The organism is Hyphomonas adhaerens MHS-3 (assembly GCF_000685235.1).
Lineage (GTDB): Bacteria > Pseudomonadota > Alphaproteobacteria > Caulobacterales > Hyphomonadaceae > Hyphomonas > Hyphomonas adhaerens.
The window spans coordinates 536,152-553,750 of record NZ_ARYH01000001.1 but is presented as its reverse complement, the minus strand read 5'-3'; the positions used below and the strand labels follow the sequence as shown (position 1 = coordinate 553,750).

The 17,599-nt window shown below is 62.3% G+C and carries 19 protein-coding genes; 11 read left to right on the top strand and 8 right to left on the bottom strand.

All coding sequences use genetic code 11. From position 1 onward, the window contains the following. The first annotated feature begins 19 nt into the window (after nucleotides 1-19). The 3 genes from HAD_RS02650 to HAD_RS02640 all read left to right on the top strand — a co-directional run bounded on the left by HAD_RS02650 (nucleotide 20) and on the right by HAD_RS02640 (nucleotide 2,938). Complete coding sequence (locus HAD_RS02650) at nucleotides 20-1,189, top strand: acyl-CoA dehydrogenase family protein (protein ID WP_035569285.1); 1,170 nt, start codon at nucleotides 20-22, stop codon at nucleotides 1,187-1,189. A 92-nt stretch (nucleotides 1,190-1,281) separates the two neighbouring features. Further along, nucleotides 1,282-2,466 carry a hypothetical protein gene (locus HAD_RS02645; protein WP_035569284.1) on the top strand — a complete coding sequence of 395 codons (1,185 nt, stop codon included), beginning with the start codon at nucleotides 1,282-1,284 and terminating at the stop codon, nucleotides 2,464-2,466. A 1-nt stretch (nucleotide 2,467) separates the two neighbouring features. After that, nucleotides 2,468-2,938, top strand: a complete 471-nt coding sequence (locus tag HAD_RS02640) for a YaiI/YqxD family protein (protein WP_035569283.1) — start codon at nucleotides 2,468-2,470, stop codon at nucleotides 2,936-2,938. Nucleotides 2,939-2,945: 7 nt separating this feature from the next. On the opposite strand, the gene HAD_RS02635 is transcribed toward HAD_RS02640, so the two are convergent. Together HAD_RS02635 and HAD_RS02630 are read right to left on the bottom strand one after the other, a co-directional pair. Then, nucleotides 2,946-3,998 (bottom strand): S66 peptidase family protein, encoded by a 1,053-nt coding sequence (locus HAD_RS02635; protein ID WP_156942138.1) that lies wholly within the window; start codon nucleotides 3,996-3,998, stop codon nucleotides 2,946-2,948. Between the two features lie 193 nt (nucleotides 3,999-4,191). Beyond that, nucleotides 4,192-5,808, bottom strand: a complete 1,617-nt coding sequence (locus HAD_RS02630; protein ID WP_084331744.1) for a DUF418 domain-containing protein — start codon at nucleotides 5,806-5,808, stop codon at nucleotides 4,192-4,194. A 98-nt stretch (nucleotides 5,809-5,906) separates the two neighbouring features. On the opposite strand from HAD_RS02630, the gene HAD_RS02625 reads away from it, so the two are divergent. Next, on the top strand, nucleotides 5,907-6,260 hold the full coding sequence (locus tag HAD_RS02625) for a PadR family transcriptional regulator (protein WP_035569280.1): 354 nt from the start codon (nucleotides 5,907-5,909) through the stop codon (nucleotides 6,258-6,260). Then, nucleotides 6,257-6,874, top strand: coding sequence for a hypothetical protein (locus tag HAD_RS02620; RefSeq protein WP_035569279.1), 618 nt, complete (start codon nucleotides 6,257-6,259; stop codon nucleotides 6,872-6,874). The genes HAD_RS02625 and HAD_RS02620 overlap by 4 nt, the downstream gene beginning before the upstream one ends. 45 nt (nucleotides 6,875-6,919) lie before the next feature. Here the strand turns inward: HAD_RS02620 and HAD_RS02615 are convergent, their stop codons facing one another. Then, nucleotides 6,920-7,321 (bottom strand): PaaI family thioesterase, encoded by a 402-nt coding sequence (locus HAD_RS02615; RefSeq protein ID WP_051595870.1) that lies wholly within the window; start codon nucleotides 7,319-7,321, stop codon nucleotides 6,920-6,922. Between the two features lie 162 nt (nucleotides 7,322-7,483). Between HAD_RS02615 and HAD_RS02610 the strand changes: the two genes are divergently transcribed. The 5 genes from HAD_RS02610 to rpoN all read left to right on the top strand — a co-directional run bounded on the left by HAD_RS02610 (nucleotide 7,484) and on the right by rpoN (nucleotide 11,725). Further along, nucleotides 7,484-8,098 (top strand): ribonuclease D, encoded by a 615-nt coding sequence (locus tag HAD_RS02610; protein WP_035569278.1) that lies wholly within the window; start codon nucleotides 7,484-7,486, stop codon nucleotides 8,096-8,098. A gap of 85 nt (nucleotides 8,099-8,183) precedes the next feature. Then, the gene (gene lptC / locus HAD_RS02605; RefSeq protein ID WP_051595869.1) at nucleotides 8,184-8,873 is read left to right on the top strand and encodes an LPS export ABC transporter periplasmic protein LptC; all 690 of its coding nucleotides are present in this window, start codon (nucleotides 8,184-8,186) and stop codon (nucleotides 8,871-8,873) included. Next, nucleotides 8,860-9,387, top strand: a complete 528-nt coding sequence (locus HAD_RS02600; protein ID WP_035569277.1) for an LptA/OstA family protein — start codon at nucleotides 8,860-8,862, stop codon at nucleotides 9,385-9,387. Before lptC ends, HAD_RS02600 begins: the two co-directional genes overlap by 14 nt. A gap of 94 nt (nucleotides 9,388-9,481) precedes the next feature. Beyond that, nucleotides 9,482-10,216, top strand: coding sequence for an LPS export ABC transporter ATP-binding protein (gene lptB / locus HAD_RS02595; RefSeq protein WP_035569276.1), 735 nt, complete (start codon nucleotides 9,482-9,484; stop codon nucleotides 10,214-10,216). 18 nt (nucleotides 10,217-10,234) lie between these two features. Further along, entirely contained in the window at nucleotides 10,235-11,725 is a 1,491-nt protein-coding gene (rpoN, locus tag HAD_RS02590) for an RNA polymerase factor sigma-54 (RefSeq protein WP_035569275.1), read from the top strand. 24 nt (nucleotides 11,726-11,749) lie between these two features. Here the strand turns inward: rpoN and HAD_RS02585 are convergent, their stop codons facing one another. The 5 genes from HAD_RS02585 to HAD_RS02565 all read right to left on the bottom strand — a co-directional run bounded on the left by HAD_RS02585 (nucleotide 11,750) and on the right by HAD_RS02565 (nucleotide 16,410). After that, the gene (locus HAD_RS02585) at nucleotides 11,750-12,538 is read right to left on the bottom strand and encodes a S1/P1 nuclease (RefSeq protein WP_035569274.1); all 789 of its coding nucleotides are present in this window, start codon (nucleotides 12,536-12,538) and stop codon (nucleotides 11,750-11,752) included. A gap of 53 nt (nucleotides 12,539-12,591) precedes the next feature. Next, nucleotides 12,592-13,443 (bottom strand): ribokinase, encoded by an 852-nt coding sequence (locus HAD_RS02580; RefSeq protein ID WP_035569273.1) that lies wholly within the window; start codon nucleotides 13,441-13,443, stop codon nucleotides 12,592-12,594. Then, a complete protein-coding gene (locus HAD_RS02575; RefSeq protein ID WP_035569272.1) occupies nucleotides 13,440-14,363 on the bottom strand; it encodes a nucleoside hydrolase in 924 nt (307 codons plus the stop codon). Before HAD_RS02575 ends, HAD_RS02580 begins: the two co-directional genes overlap by 4 nt. Beyond that, entirely contained in the window at nucleotides 14,360-14,893 is a 534-nt protein-coding gene (locus HAD_RS02570; protein ID WP_035569271.1) for a thioesterase family protein, read from the bottom strand. Before HAD_RS02570 ends, HAD_RS02575 begins: the two co-directional genes overlap by 4 nt. A gap of 326 nt (nucleotides 14,894-15,219) precedes the next feature. Beyond that, nucleotides 15,220-16,410: a TrbC/VirB2 family protein gene (locus HAD_RS02565; RefSeq protein ID WP_035569270.1), complete on the bottom strand. Its 1,191-nt coding sequence runs from the start codon at nucleotides 16,408-16,410 to the stop codon at nucleotides 15,220-15,222. Between the two features lie 255 nt (nucleotides 16,411-16,665). Between HAD_RS02565 and HAD_RS02560 the strand changes: the two genes are divergently transcribed. Then, a complete protein-coding gene (locus HAD_RS02560) occupies nucleotides 16,666-17,559 on the top strand; it encodes a stearoyl-CoA 9-desaturase (RefSeq protein WP_035569269.1) in 894 nt (297 codons plus the stop codon). Nucleotides 17,560-17,599 lie beyond the last annotated feature (40 nt).

The following is a 17,599-nucleotide window of genomic DNA, read 5'->3' as shown; positions in this document are numbered from 1 at the left end:
AAGAACACGAGGGGAGCGTATGAGCCAGAAGACAGACCCGGCAGATCCGGTCGCCGCAGCAAAAGCCCTGCTGCCGGAACTCGCCGCCCGGGCGGGCGAGATGGACGAAGCCCGCCGCCTTCCGGCAGACCTGGCGCGCACCATGGCGGAGGCGAGCGTCTTCCGCCTCGTCACGCCCCGGCGCTTCGGTGGCCTCGAAGCCAGCCCCCGCACCTTCGTCGAAACCGTCGAGATGCTGTCGACCGCGAATGCCAGTGCGGGCTGGTGCTGCATGATCGCGAACACGTCCGCGCTGAACGCTGCTTACATGGCGCCGGAAGAGGCCGAGGCCATCTTCGACGACCCCCATGTCATCACCGGCGGCGTCTTCGCGCCGATGGGCCGCGCTGTCGTGGAAGAGGGCGGCTACCGCGTCACCGGACGCTGGCAATGGGGCTCCGGCTCCGCCAACAGCGCGTGGCTCGGCGGTGGCTGCACCGTCTGGGAAGATGGAGAGATGCGGCGCCTGTCCAGCGGCGCACCGGAAACCCTGATGGCCGTCTTCCCGGCGGCCGAGGCGGCCCTGCTGGACACCTGGCACGTCATGGGCCTGAAGGGCACAGGCTCCGGCGACTTTGAAGTGAAAGACATTTTCGTGCCGGAAGGCCGCTGCGTGCGCCTCGCGGAAGGCAATCCGCGGGAGACCGGCCCGCTCTACAAGTTTCCCGCCTTTGGCTTTCTCTCGCTCGGCGTCTGCGCGGCGGCGCTCGGCAATGCCCGGGGCAGCCTCGACAATTTCCACGCGCTGGCCATGGCGAAGAAGAACCAGGGCTCGGCCAAGACGCTGGCCGAACGCCAGACCATCCAGTCCGCCTATGCGCAGGCCGAGGCCAGCTGGCGCGCGGCGCGGGCGCTGCTCTTCGCCGAAATCGACCGGGTCTGGGAAATTGCACAGACGGCTGACGAAATCCCCATGGAGGCCCGCGCCGACCTGCGCCTTGCCTGCACCCATGTCACCCGCACCGGGGCGGACATCTGCCGCAACCTGTATGAGCTGGGCGGCGGCGCGGCGCTGTTCGAAACCTCGCCCCTGCAGCGCCAGTTCCGGGATGCGCAGGCCATGACCCAGCACATCATCACCGCCCCCGCCACCTGGGAACTCACCGGCCGCATCCTCTTCGGCCTGCCAACCGACGGGGGCATGGTGTAAATCTGACCTTTGGCCCGAACCGGCCACAAGCTCGTCACCTTTTGCCGTGTATTCTCTCATAAATAGAACGGTAAGAAGGTGAGGGGCAGAGAATGGAAGTCGCCAGAAAAGTGATTGTGATCTGTTGTGCCGTGGTTGCGGGGCTTGCCCTGCCCGCCAGAGCCGACTGGATCTACGATGTCGCCACGCTCCAATGCGCGCCGGATCGCAATGAGGCGCTGGTCCGGATGGGGACCGTCCACAATAACGACGCCCCTCAGTGGCACGATCTGCCGGAAAGCCTTTCGCCTCACTGGGCAGCGGCCCCGGAGGCAGACAACAAGACCTGTCAACTTGCCAATGGCCAGCAGGTAGAAATTCAGGGCACTGCAGGCCAGACCTTTGCCTATGGTATGAATGGCGGCGATCCGGCCTATTGGGTCAGCCTCTGGATTGATCGCAAGACAGTTCTCTCGCGCCAGCTTGTGCATGCAGGATATGTCGATCAGTCCGGCAATGATGTGTCTGTCATCCTGGTCACGTCCGACAGGCTTCGGATTTGCGATCATCCCAACAGTCTTCCGCCGTACAAGTCAAAATTGGAAGCCTATGCGAAGCTCGACCGTGATGCAGAAGGGTGCTTCACCAAAGAGCTGGACCTCGCAGCGCAGCCGCTCGACCCTGTTCAGATGGCGGAGGATGTCCGGCTCGGCACCTACACCGTGGCCGCCACCTATAGCGAAGCCTTTTGCCGGAAGTTCATCGCCCCCGATGAGCGCCAGCCCGGCGAAGAACGGCTGAACTTCCGGCCGCCTCTGATCGAGACGCTGGACATCAACAGGATGCACTTCAAATCCGAACGTTACCGGCGGGCGGCAACAGGGATGAGGATGCAATGGGACGAATTCGATTTCGACAATGACGGACAGCGCGATACGGTCATCCTAGCGGGTGCCGACAACCATTATATCGATGGGGAAATCATCCTCTTCCGGTCGGGGCACCATCCTGAAGCGCTGGAGAGCCTGGCGGCTGTGGAGGATTTCGATGACTATCCCGACTGGGCAAGAACGAACGGCTTCCGTCTGATCACCGGTGCAGAGACGCCGTATCGGACGGACCGGTACACCCGCTTCAGCCTGTTCCGGATTGACGGGGCGACGTTCATGCTGGCCTATCCGACGAACCGGAGTCTTCGCCCCAGCGCGGTGCTCTACCGCTACAGGACGGACGGCCCGTACGGGCGGGGCGGGTTCGATACGATTTGCATGTTCCAGAAAATTCTCCCAAACGACTGACATGCCGGATGCCCTTCAAATCCTCGTCGATGCCGATGCCTGCCCTGTGAAGGAGGAGGTGTACCGTGTGGCGCTGCGCCATGAGGTGCCGGTGGTGATTGTCGCCAATTCCTATATCCGCATTCCGGAGCACCGGCTGATCTCGCGCCAGATCGTGACGGACGGGTTCGATGCCGCCGATGACTGGATCGCCGAACAGGCCGGCCCGCGCAGCCTCGTCATCACGGCGGACATTCTGCTGGCGCAGCGGGCACTGGAGAAGGGGGCGCGCGTGCTCGGCCCCAATGGCAAGCCGTTCACGGATGCCTCCATCGGCAATGCCGTCGCCGTGCGCGCCATCCATGCAGACCTCCGCGCGGGCCTCGGCGAAGGCGCGCCAAAGGGTGCCGCCCCGTTCACCAAGCAGGACCGGTCGAACTTCCTGAACGCGATGGAAGTGGCCATGGTCGCCCTGAAAAAGGCGGCCGGCTAGACGGGCCTCAGCGGACCGCCGGTTCCAGCAGGCGGAAACTGCCCGCGTCTGCATCCATTTCCACAAGCCCGCCTTCCGGCACAGTGAACTGGTCCGTCAGATGGCCGATGAAGGCGCCGGAATAGGCTGGCACGCCCAGCGGCTGCAGATGGTGCGTCAGGATTTCGCTCAGCGTAAAGCCGCCGATGCTGCTGCCCTGGCTGCAATCGGTGCAGTTGCCGACGATCACCCCCGCGACGCGCCCCAGAATGCCCGCCTGGCCGAGCTGCGTCAGCATCCGGTCGATGCGGTAGACCGCTTCGTCGATATCCTCGAAGAACAGGATCGCCCCGTCGAAATCGGGCAAATAGGGCGTGCCCACTAGGGCGGTCATGACGGTGAGGTTCCCGCCCAGCAGCCGCCCGCGCGCCGTGCCTGGCGTAATCGTCTGGGTACGCCATTTCCGCTGCACAAGCCGGTCTTCCCCGGCGACCGGGTTCACATAGTCCGGCATTGCGGCGTCGAACAGCAGCGGCTTGAACGTCTCCAGCGATTGCTGGCCCCAAGCGGAAATGCCAACCGGCCCGTGGAAGGTCACCATGCCTGTCCTGGCATGAATGGCCAGGTGCAGCGCGGTGATGTCGCTATAGCCGATCAGGGCTTTCGGGTTCTGGCCGATGAGGTCGAAATCGAGAAAGGGCAGGATCCGCGCCGTGCCCCAGCCGCCGCGCACGCTCATGATGGCGGCGACGTCCGGGTCGGCGAACATCTGGTTCACGCCGTCCGCGCGGGCCTGGTCGTCGCCCGCGAAATAGCCGTCGCGGTCCAGGATGTTATGCGCCCGTTTGGATTTCAGGCCGAGATTGGCGAGCGCCTCCTCGATCAGCTGGATGGCAAATGGCTCCCATGTGGCCGAGGCCGGTTCGATCAGGCCGACCGTGTCCCCCGCCTTCAGCCGCGGCGGCAGGAGAACCGGCGGCCCGCCTGTCGTCGCTTGCGCCTGCGCCGCCGCCTTCATAGCTATCTGAGGCCCCAGCGCCAGCATTGCACTGGCCGCCCCCAACATCTGTCTCCGGTTCATCCGCTCGACACGTCCTTCTTCGTTTCACACCGTTCAAGGGGCAAACATAGACGGACTTTCCGCCGCGACGCCAGAACACAACGCGGCCTGAGCGTGCAAGTCGACGGGTTGCTGACTTTCCGGGCGGCTCGAATTGGCCCTTGACTGCCGCTCCGCCGATATTGGCGGATGACGAAATCGCCCTTTCGCGACTTCAAGACCTCGCCCGAAATCGTCCAGTTTGGCGAGTCTGGCGCTCTGATGAATGTCCTGTTGAGCCTGACGCGACAACGGGCTGGCGCCGAAGTTGGGCAAACCGACCATAGGTCAGGCTTCTCCACACCCATTCCAGCGGCCCGTATTCAAAGATGAGCAGCCAGGCACGGCTGACCAGTGCGAGAGCGGTGAATATGCCAACACACACAAATGATTGCTCCCAACGGGTTAATGACCCCGCCAGTCCCAGCCCATACCAAGCCGAAACGTATGCAAGAGCTGCCGATTGGGCGATGTAGTTGGTGAGAGCCATGCGGCCGAGATGGGAAAGTCCTCCAGCAAGCCAGGCCATGACCTTTGTCCGGCTCCACAGGCTGACCAGCCCGACAATGCCAACGGCAATAAGCAACGAGGAGAGGGAATGAACAGGCTCTCCGAGGGAGTAGATGGAGTTATCAGCCGTCAGTGAGCTGAACTGCATCCAGGTCGCCAGTAAGGCAAGGGGCAATCCGATCCCGAGTCCCAGAATCATGGCTGGTTTTGCGAAGTTGCTGTCATTCTTGAGTAAGCCCCATTTCATGAACGCTGCGCCGATCGCGAAGAGGGCAAAGGATCGCCAATAGAGATAAAGGACACCAAAAACCTGAAAGGCCGCCAAGGCAGAGAGGCCACGCTCGAAATATGCTGAAGGAGGCCCGGCGCGCATTATGGATTGCTCCACGATGTTGCTTTGAGTCGCGTTGAGTCCTTCCACGGACATTATCTTGTCGAGAGCCGCCGCATCCAAGGGCAATGGGTATTCAACGCCTTCAACCTCAAATGAACCTTTTGCAAATGCAGACGATACCGCGTTGGCCGTTTCCTGAATTTCGCTGAGGGAATGCTCTGGCGGAGCGTCCGGCCTGCCGTTGACCTGCATTGCAAATGTGGCCCCGATAACCGTCAGGAAGGCCAGGCAGCGTACCCACATCGGCCATTTCAGGCGAGAGCCCAGAATGGCCACGACGATCATGATGGACGGGGCTGCGAGGAGTGCGACAATCGATGGTTCAGGACCATTCAGAATGAGCAAGGCCGACACGGTTGTCAAAAAGAGTATCACTCCAACCTGGAACAGCATGGCCGGTGTCCAGTTGCGGGCAAGCAGGAAGAAAACCGTACCGGTCACAGCGTAATTGACCAGGACGTCTGCCGGATAGAACAGGATCGCGTGGAAGATACCAAAGAGTGCGAGTACGAACATGCGGCGCATATAGATCCCGGTAAAAGGCTGTGCCCGGCTTTGTGCGCGCTCGATCTGCAGGGCGAATCCGATCCCGAATAAAAGTGAGAACAGGGTGATGAACTTGGTGTCGAACAGGGTGTGCAATATCGCCCAGTTCCAGACAGCTCCGGTCTCGCCGGGGACAACCCCGACCGGCGCATTGGCATAGTCCAGATCGCTGAAGAAAAACGGCTGGAACATTTGCTCTGCATTGATCAGCAGAATCCCGAAGAGTGCCAAACCGCGCAGCATATCGAGATGAACAAGACGCCCGGCCGCCGCAACCGGTCCCATGTGACCGGATTTTATGGGAGGAGAGCTGCCAGCCTGAGCTGATGGATTGCTTGCCATCTGAAATGTGCCTCGCAAGGGACGGGGTATGCTGATGATCAACTACCCCTTATAACAAGGTATCTAGTAATGTGAGCTAGTTGTGTCAAGATAGTGCCATGTCAAATGCCCCGTTCACCTCCAATTGGAAGACACAAGTGCGCAAAGGCGTGCTTGAACTCATCGTCATGCGCGCCCTGGCCAATAAGGATAGCTATGGCTATGCGCTCGTTGAGGCGATTAAAGAGACGTCTGGTGTCGAGATAACAGATGGTACGCTCTACGCGGTCCTTGTGCGCCTGAAACAGGAAGACCTTGTCGAGCCCTACTGGGGGGAAGCCGATAAGGGACCCGCGAGAAAATACTATCGATTGACCGATCTTGGCCGGACAACCTTGTCCGAAATGGATGCAATCTGGACCGAGACAGTTGAGTCTATTCTGCTCTCAAAAACGATTGGGAAAGAAGCATGAGCAAGAAATTTGAAACCACTGATAGCGCGGCCAAAAGATTGTTGCTTCTCCACCATTTGCGTGTCCGGCATTTACTGTCCGACCTGCCAGCTGCAGTTCGGCGGGAGCTGGAGACGGGGTTGGATGACCACCTCGCTGAGGTTTTTGATCATATTCCTGGAGCGGATGATCATGAGCGCCTGAAGGTGGCGCTGGAGCGGTTGGGCGATCCGCGCGATTTCCTCGCGCCGCTCATCGGGGATGTGCTGTTGAGCCAGTCTGGTGGTACGGCAAGGCCTTCAGCCCTGGTATCCAACATGTTTGCGCTTGCGACGTCGGGCGCAAAGTCTCTTGTGACCCTGGCGTTCAATGCCTTTCTTGGGGTGACCGGCGCAATCATGTTGATTTTTTCGGTCGCTTTTTTCCTGCGGCCGGGAATGGCTGGTGTGTTTCCAACAGGCGAGGATGGCTACCAGGTCCGTATCATGGGCTGGCCAACGGACGAGGTATCCGTTTTGCCCGTATGGGGGACGCTGGTCATTGGCCTGGTCGGGCTTGGATTACTCTACTTGTCGCAACGCTGGATGTGGCGGGCTGCGACGTCATTGATTGCACGCGCATTTCCAGCTGTCTGAGTCGCGGTCGGGATATTGTCAGGCGACGGGATTGTCGCGCCGGCCTCACAGGTTCATCTGGCTCTGGGTGGTCAGGGCGACGAGCTTGCCGTCTTCGCGTTCGATCCGGGTCTGCCAGACCTGCAGGCGGCGGCCGATGCTGACCGGGGTGGCGGTCGCGGTGAGGACGGAGCCGGCGGGCGCGGCGGCGATGAGGTTCGTCTTGCTCTCAGGCGTGGTGGTCGTCTTCGCGCCGTCCGGCAGGTTGAGGAAGGCGCCGAGGGCGCCGGCGCAGTCAGCCAGCGTCATCAGGAAGCCGCCATGGGCGATGCCGCCCGCCGTGCAGAGATCGTCCCGGACGGTGGCCTGCGCGACGACCTTGTCCTTTCCGGCCTCGATCACCTGAAAGCCGATCAGTTTGGCGAAAGGCATGGATGCGGCCAGGGCGGTAAGCTCGTCTGAGGTCATTTCAGGCTCCTGTAGAGGGTGTATAGAGGGTCTGTATATTGTGTTCTTGAGTGTCTGGCGGGGGCCTTGTCCAACACGCTATCCACCCGGCGGGGGAGGCCAAGGCCTGCCCGCGCGGCAGCTCGCACTTGCCCTTAACCGCTTTCATGCTAGAGCCCGGTCATGAACGGGATCACACTTCACAAGGGCGACCTGCCGGCCGAAATCGATTTCGGCCCTGTTGTCGCCATCGACTGCGAGGCCATGGGCCTCAATCTCCATCGCGACCACCTGACGCTGGTGCAGCTTTCCAGCGGAGACGGAACGGCGCATCTGGTGCAGCTGGGGCGGGACTATGACTGCCCGAACCTGAAGGCGCTGCTGACGGATCCGAAGGTCGTGAAGATCTTCCATTACGGCCGCTACGACATCGCCATGATGCTGCGCTGGATGGGAATCACCTGCGCGCCGGTCTGGTGTACGAAGATCGCCTCGAAGCTCGCCCGCACCTACACGGACCGCCATGGCCTGAAGGATGTCGCCCGCGAAGTGGCCGGGGCGGAGTTGTCGAAAGCGCAGCAGAGCTCGGACTGGGGCACGGCCGAGCTCAGCGATGCGCAGATGCAGTACGCCGCCTCCGATGTGCTGTACCTGCACCAGATCAAGGCAGGGCTGGAAGCCATGCTGATCCGCGAGGGACGCCTTGAAATTGCGCAGGCCTGCTTCGATTTCCTACCCATGCGGGCCCGTCTGGACCTGGCCGGCTGGGACGAACAGGACATTTTTGCCCATAGCTGACCGCTGGTCATGCCTTCGCCGCTTTTGTCATGGCAGGATCGCGGGTACACAAAACAGCTGAGTTGCTTACAGGTTCGCCACCGGCATGGACGCCGCCACACATCATGATCCGGCCTCGCTTTGGGCCCCGCGCCGCCAGCTGACGCTGGCGCAGGCCCGCAAGCGGTCTGAACGGGTGCGGATGCTGCGCATGCTGTTTGTGGCTGGCGCGGCGGTTTCGATCGGTTTCTTCGCCGGTCACATCATCAAAAGCGCCCTGACCAGCGAGTCCCAGCCTGTCAGCGTGTCGAAGGGCGATTCGGTCACCATGGTGAACCCGCGCTTCACCGGCCGGGATTCCACGGGCCAGAGCTTTCAGATCACGGCAGATGCGGCCCGCCGCCGCCGCGGCGAAGGCCAGACGGTCGACCTGGTCGCGCCGGTCCTCACTGACGAGACGGGCAGCCTGGTCAGTGCCCCGTCCGGCATGTACGACCGCGCCGCGGGCATTCTGGAACTGTATGACAATGTCAGCATCACCGACGCGTCGGGCTATACGTTCGTGTCGAAGGGCGCGCGGGTCTTTGTCGGGGAAGGCCGGATCGAGGGGCTTTCGCCGCTGAAGGGAAAAGGTCCCCTTGGCGACATCCGCTGCGACTCGTATGAAGTTCTCGACGATGGCGACCGCGTTGTCTGTGTCGGCAATGTGCGCACTGTAATATATCCGGCGCCCGCCAGGGCGGCGCCGGTCCAGATGGAAACGACGGGTGAAGGTGAAACAGATGGCTCGAATTAGGATTCTCGGCGTTCTGCTGGCGGGCGGTTTCGCGGCTTTCACTGCCCCGGCCCACGCACAGATCTCGTCCGAAGGCGGGCCGATCTACATCAATTCCGACCGGACAGAGAGCCTTGAGCGGGAACGCAAGGTCCTGCTGATCGGCAATGTCGACATCCAGCAGGGCGATGCCCGGCTGCGCGCCGACAAGGTGACGATGGTCTTCGCCAGCAAGGAAGGCGATGCCACCAGTACGGTGGGGGGCAGTTTCGGCCAGATCGAGTCCATGACGGCTGATGGCGATGTCTTCTACGTCACGCCCGAGCTGAAGGCGAAAGGGGACCGCGGCGTCTATGTGGCGAGCAGCGACACGATCACGATGACCGGCAAAGTTGCCCTGATGCGCGGACGCGATGTGGCAGAAGGGAAAGTGCTCAAGCTTGAGATCACGAACCGGCGCACCACATTGGATGGCGGCGATGGCCGCACCCGCATGATGATCGACCCCGATTCCGAAACCGGGTCGAATGGGTAAATTTAAAAGGGATCGTGAAACCGATCTTAAGCATGTGAAGGTAACAGTCGTACCGGGCAACAAACGCCCGCACTGAAAGGGATTCCAGAGAAAGATGACCGAGTCGGCCGAAGGCCTTGTCGTTAAGAATATTGCCAAGTCATTTGGCAAGCGACAGGTCGTGCGGGATGTCTCGCTTTCTCTTCAGCGCGGAGAGGTTGTTGGCCTGCTTGGACCCAACGGGGCCGGCAAGACGACCTGCTTTTACATGATCATGGGCCTGATCGGCGTCGATACGGGAGAGATTTCGATCGACGGCGAGGATGTGACCCGTCTTCCCATGTATCAGCGCGCACGCCTCGGCGTGGGCTATCTTCCGCAGGAAGCCTCGATTTTCCGGGGCATGACAGTGGAAGAGAATGTACTGGCCGTGGCGGAACTGGTCGAAAAAGACCGCGCCGCCCGGATGGCACAGGTCGACAGCCTGCTCAGCGAACTGCACGTGGAACATCTGCGCAATCAGGCCGCCACTTCCCTGTCGGGAGGTGAACGCCGCCGCGTCGAGATTGCCCGTGCGCTCGCATCACGTCCAAGCTTCATGCTACTGGACGAACCGTTCACCGGTATCGACCCGCTTGCCATTTCCGACATTTCCGACCTTGTCCGCTACCTGAAGCAGCGTGGCCTGGGCGTCCTGATTACGGACCACCAGGTGCGCGAAACGCTCCAGATCGTCGACCGGGCCTATGTCATGTATGATGGTGAAGTTCTCTTCGACGGCCCGCCTGACAGCGTGCTGAAGAACGAGGATGTGCGCAGGGTCTATCTGGGTGAACAGTTCGCCGCTTGATTTTAGGGGGCGCGGCTTATGGCCATGAAACAATCACTCGACATGCGCCAGGGCACGTCCCTGGTCATGACGCCGCAACTGCAGCAGGCGATCAAGCTTCTGCAGCTTTCCAACCAGGAACTTGCCGAGTTCGTCGAAGCCGAGATCGAACGCAATCCGCTGCTTCAGAAATCTGAAGACAATGACGGCGCCGGTGAAGGCAGCGAACCGGCCCGCCGCGAAGAGATGTCGCTCGACGATTCTTCCGGTATGGGCGAGGCACGCGAACAGCTGGATGCGCCGGGTGAGGATGTTTACGAGCCGGGCACGGGCTCCGACAATGCCATGCCGGCCGGAGTTTCCGGCCCATCCGCCAAGGCAGACTGGTCCGGTATCGGGGCAGGGCCTGCCAGCGACGATTACGACATGGCCTCCAATACGTCTTCCAATGTGTCGCTGAACCAGCACCTGCATGACCAGTTGCAACTGGCTGGTCTGTCGGCGGCCGACCGGCTGATTGCGGCCCGCCTGATCGACGAGACCGATGATGGCGGCTACCTGCGCACGACGGTCGAGGAGGTCGCAAAAGACCTTGGTGCCGACGAAGCGAATGTCGAGGCCGTGCTGCACGTCTGCCAGGGCTTTGAGCCGACGGGCGTGATGGCCCGCTCCATTCCGGAATGCCTGGCGCTGCAGCTGAAAGAGCGCGGCCGCTACGACCCGGCCATGGAAGCGATGATCGAGAACCTCGCGCTCGTCGCCAAGCATGACCTGAAAACCCTGTCGGACCGTTGCGGCGTCGGCAAGGAAGACCTGATGGACATGATGTCGGAGCTGCGCCAGCTCTCTCCGAAGCCGGGCTCGGGCTATTCCTCCGATACGACCATCGCCGTCCAGCCGGATGTCTATGTGCGCGAGCTGCCGAATGGCATGTTCGCCGTCGAACTGAACTCCGACACCCTGCCGCGCGTGCTGATGGACAAGGCCTATTATGCCGAAGTCTCGGCCCTGAAGATGCGCGATCAGGAGAAGGAGTTCATCTCCGAATGCGCCGCCTCCGCCAGCTGGCTCATCAAGTCACTGGACCAGCGCGCCCGCACCATCCTCAAGGTGGCGAGCGAGATCGTCCGCCAGCAGGACGCCTTCTTCGCGCATGGTGTCGCACACCTGAAGCCGCTGAACCTGAAACAGGTGGCCGATGCGATCGAGATGCACGAATCGACCGTTTCCCGCGTCACGACCAACAAATACATGTCGACGCCGCGCGGCCTGTTCGAGCTGAAATATTTCTTCTCCGCCGCTATCCCGGCGACCGGGGGCGGGGAGGCGCATTCCGCCGAAGCCGTCCGCTACCGGATCAAGCAGCTGATCGACAAGGAAGACCCGGACGACGTTCTGTCAGACGACCAGATCGTGGAAATCCTCACCGGCTACGGCGTCGAAATCGCCCGCCGCACGGTCGCCAAATACCGCGAAAGCCTGCACATCCCCTCCAGCGTCCAGCGCCGCCGCATCAACCGCGCCAGCTGAGCGAAGTCGAAGCACGAGCGCAGCCTACTCGGCGGCCGGCTCCGCAAACATCTCGTTGAGATACGCCGCCAGGCGCACGCCGCCTTTTGACAGCTGCTGGCGCAGGAAGCCGCGGGTTTTGTAGACATAGTCGTAGGACAGGATCTGGCTGTCCGGATAGATCTGGTCACGGATGGCCGCGCTCTCGTCGGCCCATTGGCCGGGTGTGGTGGCAGACCAGACGAGGATGTCTTCGGCCGTGATCTTTGCGGTTAGCCAGTCGGTCCATTCCGTGTAGGACAGCTCCTGATTGTTGATCAGCAGCTCGTCCCAGACCTCGTGCAGGTTTGTCAGCTCTTCGAAGAAATAGCAGGTGAAAGAATTGCCGCCCCGGTCTGTGCCATTGCCGGCGTGCAGCGGCTGTTGCAGGTCACCGACAAGGTGGATGATGAAGCGGAGCGCGAGCTGGCGCTGTTCCAGTGGCTGGGTCTCGTCGAGCGCGATGGCGCGGAAATGCGCCAGCGCCGTGATCGCGTTCCCCTCCGGCGGCGGGGTGATGTCGGCATAGACCTCGCCTTCCGGGATGGTGACATAGTGCCAGGGATTGGCCTCGCGGCGCCAGAAGTCCGACGTGTCGGAGCGCATGAAATCCGGCCAGTCAGAGGCTTCCGCCATGCTCTCCGTTCCGAGGATGTCTTCGACCGCGATAGCGGCCTCGTCGCTCAGATACTCGTCCGCCACGGCAGCGACGACGCGGTGGCCGGTCTTGCCCCAGGCAAAGGCCGGGGAGGCGATGGTGGCGGCAAGGGCGAGGCTGAGCAGCAGGCGGCGCATGGCGGGTCTCCGGCAGGGAACGGGGCAGGGAAAGGACTGCCAGACAGGTGCCGTCATTTCCCGCCAAGGGCAAGCGCGTCGACGTCACGGCGCTGCGGCAGGCTGGGCTGTGCGCCAGGCCGTGTGCAGGCAAGCGCTCCGGCGGTCACCGCGAAAGCAAGCGCGTCCTGCGGGGCCATGCCCTCGATCAGCGCGACAGTGAGCGCGGCGGTGAACGTATCGCCCGCGCCGACCGTGTCGACGACCTGCACCTTCGGCGGTACGGCGCGCGCGATTTCCTCACCGGCCTTGTAGAGCACCGCGCCCTGGGCACCGAGTGAGACAGCCACATAGGCGCCCGATACGCTCAGCTGGTCACCATAGGCTTCGGCCTCGGTTTCGTTGACGCAGATCAGATCCGCTTCGGCGAGGAGCGCGTCAGGGACGGGCAAGGCGGGGGCAAGATTGAGACTGACAAAGCCCGTCGCCTTCTGCGCCGCCGCCAGCAGGGTCGGTACGGGCACTTCCAGCACGCCCATCATGTGGGTGATCGGCAGGTGTGCCACATCGTCCGGACGCAGCACATTGTTGGCGCCGGGGCAGACGACGATCAGGTTCTCGCCGGAGGTGGCATCGACCGCGATCAGCGCCACGCCCGTCGTCTCGCCATTCACATTAGCCACCTGGGCGAGGTCCACGCCGCCCGCCTGCAGCAGGTTCAGCGCCTCGTCGGCCATATCATCGGCGCCGACGGCCCCGACCAGCTGCACGTCCGCGCCGAGGCGCCGGGCGGCCAGCGCCTGGTTTGCGCCCTTGCCGCCGGGATGACGGGCAAGCCGGGCGCCGCCAACTGTTTCACCCGGCCGGGGCAGGGCGGGGCCGGTGGCCACGATGTCGAGATTGATGGAGCCGACAATGGTGATCATGCGCGTTCCATCAATGAGGCGATGAGGTCGAAGAAACCGTCCGCATCTGCGGTGGTGACCCAGTCATGCGGCCCCCCCGGCGCTTCGGCGAGACAGGTCTGGCCGAAGCGGTCGCCTTCGTCCGTCACGACGCTGACGGTCGTTGCTTTCGCTTCGAACAGGTGCGGCGCCAGCAGGAAAGCGACCGTGGACGGGTCGTGCATCGGCGACTTGCGGCCTTCCTTCCAGCGGCCTTCCAGCTCGTTTCCGGCTTCCAGCAGTTGTACCATGATGGCGGCGCGCTCGGTCGGAACGGCTTTCAGGCGTTCGATACGCGGCAGTTCTGCGCGGACCGTATGCGTGACGTCGAGGCTCATCACCGTGGCCGGGATGCCGGACCTGAACACGATGGCGGCCGCGTGGGGGTCTGCGAAGACATTGAACTCCGAGAAGGGGGTGATGTTGCCGCCTGCGCTGTCGGCACCGGCCATCAGGACGAGGCGGGAAATCCCCTCGGCGATCGACGGGTCGAGGGTCAGGGCCGCGGCGATGTTGGTCATCGGGCCGGTAACGACAAGTGTGTACTCGCCGGGCGCTGCCGCTTTCAGCGTTTCGACAAGGAACGTCACCGCATGGCCGTCTTCCAGAGGCATATCCGGTTCAAACGGATCCAGCCCGGCAATCCCGCTTTCGCCGTGGAAGTCTTCCGCCGTCACCGGCGCGCGCAGGATGGGGCCGGGGCAACCCGCATAGACCGGCACGTCGCCGCGATTCATCAGCTGGCACATCATGCGGGCGTTCCGGCTGGTCAGGCGGAGCGGCACGTTTCCGGCCACCGTCGTGATCGCGCGCACGTCCAGGGCATCGCTGGCCAGCGCCATCATCAGCATGACGGCATCATCAACGCCGGGATCGCAATCTATGATCAGGGGCAGGCTCATGCGTGGGAGGCCCGCTCGGCCCTCAGGTCAGCGATTGCATCCAGAAACGGCTTATCCAGGGGCGGGCTGTCCATGGGCATGCCCAGTGCTTCGAGTGCCATGTCTGCTGTTACCCTCTCCCTTTTGCGTCCTTTCAGCCGGGCGATCATGCGGCTGGTGGCGACAGTGCGCCCCTTCGAGACGAATGTATGCCGGAAACACATATAGGTTCCGTCCCAGCCGACCATACGGGTCTGCAGTTCGAATTTCTGGGGAAACTTCATCGAGTGGAAGTAGGTCAGCGCTTCATGCTGGATGATGGGAATCCAGCCGCGCTTGCGGAATGTCTTCATCGTACCGGTCCGGAACATGAAGTTCATGATGCCGAGATCGGTGATCGAGGCGTATCTGGAATTGGTCATGTGCCCCATCGGGTCATGGTCGCCGATCCAGACCCCGGTGCGGATCGTGTGCACATCGAGGATGTGAGTTTTCGTCTTCGCGAACCAGGCCCAGAGCATGATCCGCAGGAGCCGGAAAAACAGGTTCATGGGGGCGTATCGCCTCCTCGTCACAGGTCCAGACACGACGGAAAGTTGCCGTCACCTGCAATTGCCATTGCACGCGCCGCGCTTCCTCCCGTTCGCGACTATGGGGCGGAGCGCGCCGAATGCAAGTCCAAGCCGGGTTGCAGGGCTGCTCCCGGCCGGTGCCCTCGGGACAGGCGCAAAAAAAGGGTCAGTTCCTTCTGAACTGACCCGTTAAGCAGGTAAGATGGAGAAGCACCAGCTATTGGAACTTCACAGGGCTTATGCATGGCCTCTCCCGACCGTTCCAAAGGAACGGGGAATTATGATTAATAAAACAAGGAATTGAATTAAGTCTTCCGGCGCCGTCCATAGAGGATGAGCAGGGCGACCAGCCCGATGGAGGTACCCTGGCTGGAGAAAGCCTCCAGCATCAGGGCGAAGAACCATGAAGGCAGATTGGTGCGGGTTTGCGCGTCGGTCAAAAGGTTGCCGCTGCCCTGGCCGAGCAGTTCGGCATTGGCCGCCTCGATCTTGGCCTGAAGCGTATCCCGGCGTTTGGCGAGCCCGAGTTCATTCTGGGCATCGCGATAGGGTTTCTGCTCGGTTCGCCCGACGCGTTCCACTTCGGAGAGATAGGCCTCCAGTCCCTCGACCGACCGGGTCTCCGGCGGGATGCCGTCCAGCTGGCGCCGCCAGTCCGCGATCTGGGATTCCAGCACGCCGCGATTGGCGTCGGCCCGCACGACTTCCTCGGCCGCGGCCGTATTGTTTGCAGCGATGTAGCGCTCGGTGCCGATGATGGATGTGCCCATGCCGGCGATGGCGAAGATCAGGGCGCGCCAGCCTTCCTTCATCCGGTGATTGGCCGTGTGCCAGTAGAAGAAGGTAAACCCGCCGAAAGAGATGACCGCGGCGATCACGCCGGTCCAGCCCCAGATGCGGGACTGCAACGGATCGGCCACCGAGCTGGAGAAGGCCTGGTAATTGGCGAAGCCGGACAGCGACGCCGCGGCAAGCCCGGCCATGAGGAAGACCAGCGCCAGCAGGGAGATGATGAATTTCTCCCCGTTGAAGGGTTTCTTTTCCTTCGGTTTCAGGTGCGGGAAGCGCTCTTCCAGCCGGTCTGCCTCGCCGAGCGTCCTGACTTTCGCCTCCTGTTTGGCGAGGTTGCGGCTCACCCTGCGCGGGACAGGGGCGAAATCGGCATCCTGAACCGGTGGTCGGACAGCCGGGACGGCGGCGTCCTGATCCGGAATCGGTTCCGCATCGAGGGGCAGGGGCTGCATCTCGTGGATGCGCTGGCGGCGGACCTCTTCCTTCAGGCGGACGAGGTCTGTGAAGCTGCCATGGCTTTCGCAATTGGGGCACCAGAACGTCCCGAGCCTCGGGTTCAGGACCAGCGAGTTTTCCCCGCCTTCGCGGCAATCCGGGGTCAGGTCGCACAGCGTGCGGACTTCGCTTTCGTCCTGGCTCGACTCGAAGTCGACACCGAGTTCCTCAAGCTGCTGGATCGCCTGCAGGAGACGCTCATCCGCCATGAAGTTCTGACCCCGTTCGCAAGACGCGAACGCGCCCGGCACAGGGTTTGTCTATCCGAAAGGCCACGCTGCAGTCACCCCCGTCTGTCACCCGTGCCGACTGCGCCGGGAACCTGGTGGCGCCGCGGGCACAATAACGCATACGTGACGCCTGTTTCAGCTTTACGGCGGCGGGGGACTCTTTAAGAATGTGAAGGTCCTCTATTGTCCGGATAGCGATCCGGATGGGGGCCGCATGACATCTGGAGGAACTGAATGACACTGCCGCGCTCCCTGGCGATTCCGAAGACCTGGAAAACGTTCAATTATGCCAGCTTCTTTTCGGCTTTCGGGTATCCCGTTCTGGGCGTTGCGCTGTTCGTCACCATGGTCCTGCTGGGCATCTTCCTCAGCCATCTCACCTTTCACTGGTGGTACATGCTGATCGCGTTTGCCGTGATCGCGTTCACGATTTTCGTCTGCAATGCCGGCATCGGCCCGCTGCACCGCATCCTGCAGCACAGGGCGGGGGAGCTCGCCGTGCCGGGGCAGGTGCTGACCATGATCAATCTGGTCATCGCCATGCAGGGCAATGTGAAAGACTGGGTGAACTATCACTCCCAGCATCACCGGTTCTCCGACAAGCCGGGCGATCCGCACAACCCGTTCGAATCCAAGCGCTGGGCCTGGGTCGGCTGGATCCTGTGGCGCGACAAGAAAGACATGGAACGCCCGCTGGCCATGTGGCTGAAGAACCAGCCGGTCATCGTGTGGATGGACCGTTTCTACAATGAAATCAGTCTCGTCGTGCACCTCGTCATCCCGGCGGCGATCTATCTGATCGTCTGGGCGGCGGGCGGGTCACTGGTGCTGACCGCGCTGCTGCATGCCAGTGTCGTGATCGGCCGGGCCATCCAGTTTCACGCGACCGTCTACGGCATCAATGTGCTGGGCCACCTGAAGACGCCGGTCTGGGCCGACCATCTGATCGGTCTGCTGACAGGCGGCGAAGCCTTCCACGACCATCACCACAGCCAGCCGACCAGTGCGCTGCACCGGCCGCGCAAGGGCGTGTGGAACCGCATCGTCGATTACAATGGCACGATCCTGCTCGCCATGGAGAAAATCGGCTGGGTGCGGAACCTGCGCATCGCGCCGCAATTCGCCTGACGGGCGTCCCGCGAACACACTCACAAACACCGTCTATGGA

Excerpts from the sequence above, each read along its gene's own strand:
- HAD_RS02650 (WP_035569285.1), top strand. The coding sequence starts at position 20 with ATGAGCCAGAAGACAGACCCGGCAGATCCGGTCGCCGCAGCAAAAGCC.
- HAD_RS02645 (WP_035569284.1), top strand. The coding sequence starts at position 1,282 with ATGGAAGTCGCCAGAAAAGTGATTGTGATCTGTTGTGCCGTGGTTGCG.
- HAD_RS02640 (WP_035569283.1), top strand. The coding sequence starts at position 2,468 with ATGCCGGATGCCCTTCAAATCCTCGTCGATGCCGATGCCTGCCCTGTG.
- HAD_RS02635 (WP_156942138.1), bottom strand. The coding sequence starts at position 3,998 with ATGAACCGGAGACAGATGTTGGGGGCGGCCAGTGCAATGCTGGCGCTG.
- HAD_RS02630 (WP_084331744.1), bottom strand. The coding sequence starts at position 5,808 with ATGGCAAGCAATCCATCAGCTCAGGCTGGCAGCTCTCCTCCCATAAAA.
- HAD_RS02625 (WP_035569280.1), top strand. The coding sequence starts at position 5,907 with ATGTCAAATGCCCCGTTCACCTCCAATTGGAAGACACAAGTGCGCAAA.
- HAD_RS02620 (WP_035569279.1), top strand. The coding sequence starts at position 6,257 with ATGAGCAAGAAATTTGAAACCACTGATAGCGCGGCCAAAAGATTGTTG.
- HAD_RS02615 (WP_051595870.1), bottom strand. The coding sequence starts at position 7,321 with ATGACCTCAGACGAGCTTACCGCCCTGGCCGCATCCATGCCTTTCGCC.
- HAD_RS02610 (WP_035569278.1), top strand. The coding sequence starts at position 7,484 with ATGAACGGGATCACACTTCACAAGGGCGACCTGCCGGCCGAAATCGAT.
- lptC (WP_051595869.1), top strand. The coding sequence starts at position 8,184 with ATGGACGCCGCCACACATCATGATCCGGCCTCGCTTTGGGCCCCGCGC.
- HAD_RS02600 (WP_035569277.1), top strand. The coding sequence starts at position 8,860 with ATGGCTCGAATTAGGATTCTCGGCGTTCTGCTGGCGGGCGGTTTCGCG.
- lptB (WP_035569276.1), top strand. The coding sequence starts at position 9,482 with ATGACCGAGTCGGCCGAAGGCCTTGTCGTTAAGAATATTGCCAAGTCA.
- rpoN (WP_035569275.1), top strand. The coding sequence starts at position 10,235 with ATGGCCATGAAACAATCACTCGACATGCGCCAGGGCACGTCCCTGGTC.
- HAD_RS02585 (WP_035569274.1), bottom strand. The coding sequence starts at position 12,538 with ATGCGCCGCCTGCTGCTCAGCCTCGCCCTTGCCGCCACCATCGCCTCC.
- HAD_RS02580 (WP_035569273.1), bottom strand. The coding sequence starts at position 13,443 with ATGATCACCATTGTCGGCTCCATCAATCTCGACATCGTGGCCACCGGC.
- HAD_RS02575 (WP_035569272.1), bottom strand. The coding sequence starts at position 14,363 with ATGAGCCTGCCCCTGATCATAGATTGCGATCCCGGCGTTGATGATGCC.
- HAD_RS02570 (WP_035569271.1), bottom strand. The coding sequence starts at position 14,893 with ATGAACCTGTTTTTCCGGCTCCTGCGGATCATGCTCTGGGCCTGGTTC.
- HAD_RS02565 (WP_035569270.1), bottom strand. The coding sequence starts at position 16,410 with ATGGCGGATGAGCGTCTCCTGCAGGCGATCCAGCAGCTTGAGGAACTC.
- HAD_RS02560 (WP_035569269.1), top strand. The coding sequence starts at position 16,666 with ATGACACTGCCGCGCTCCCTGGCGATTCCGAAGACCTGGAAAACGTTC.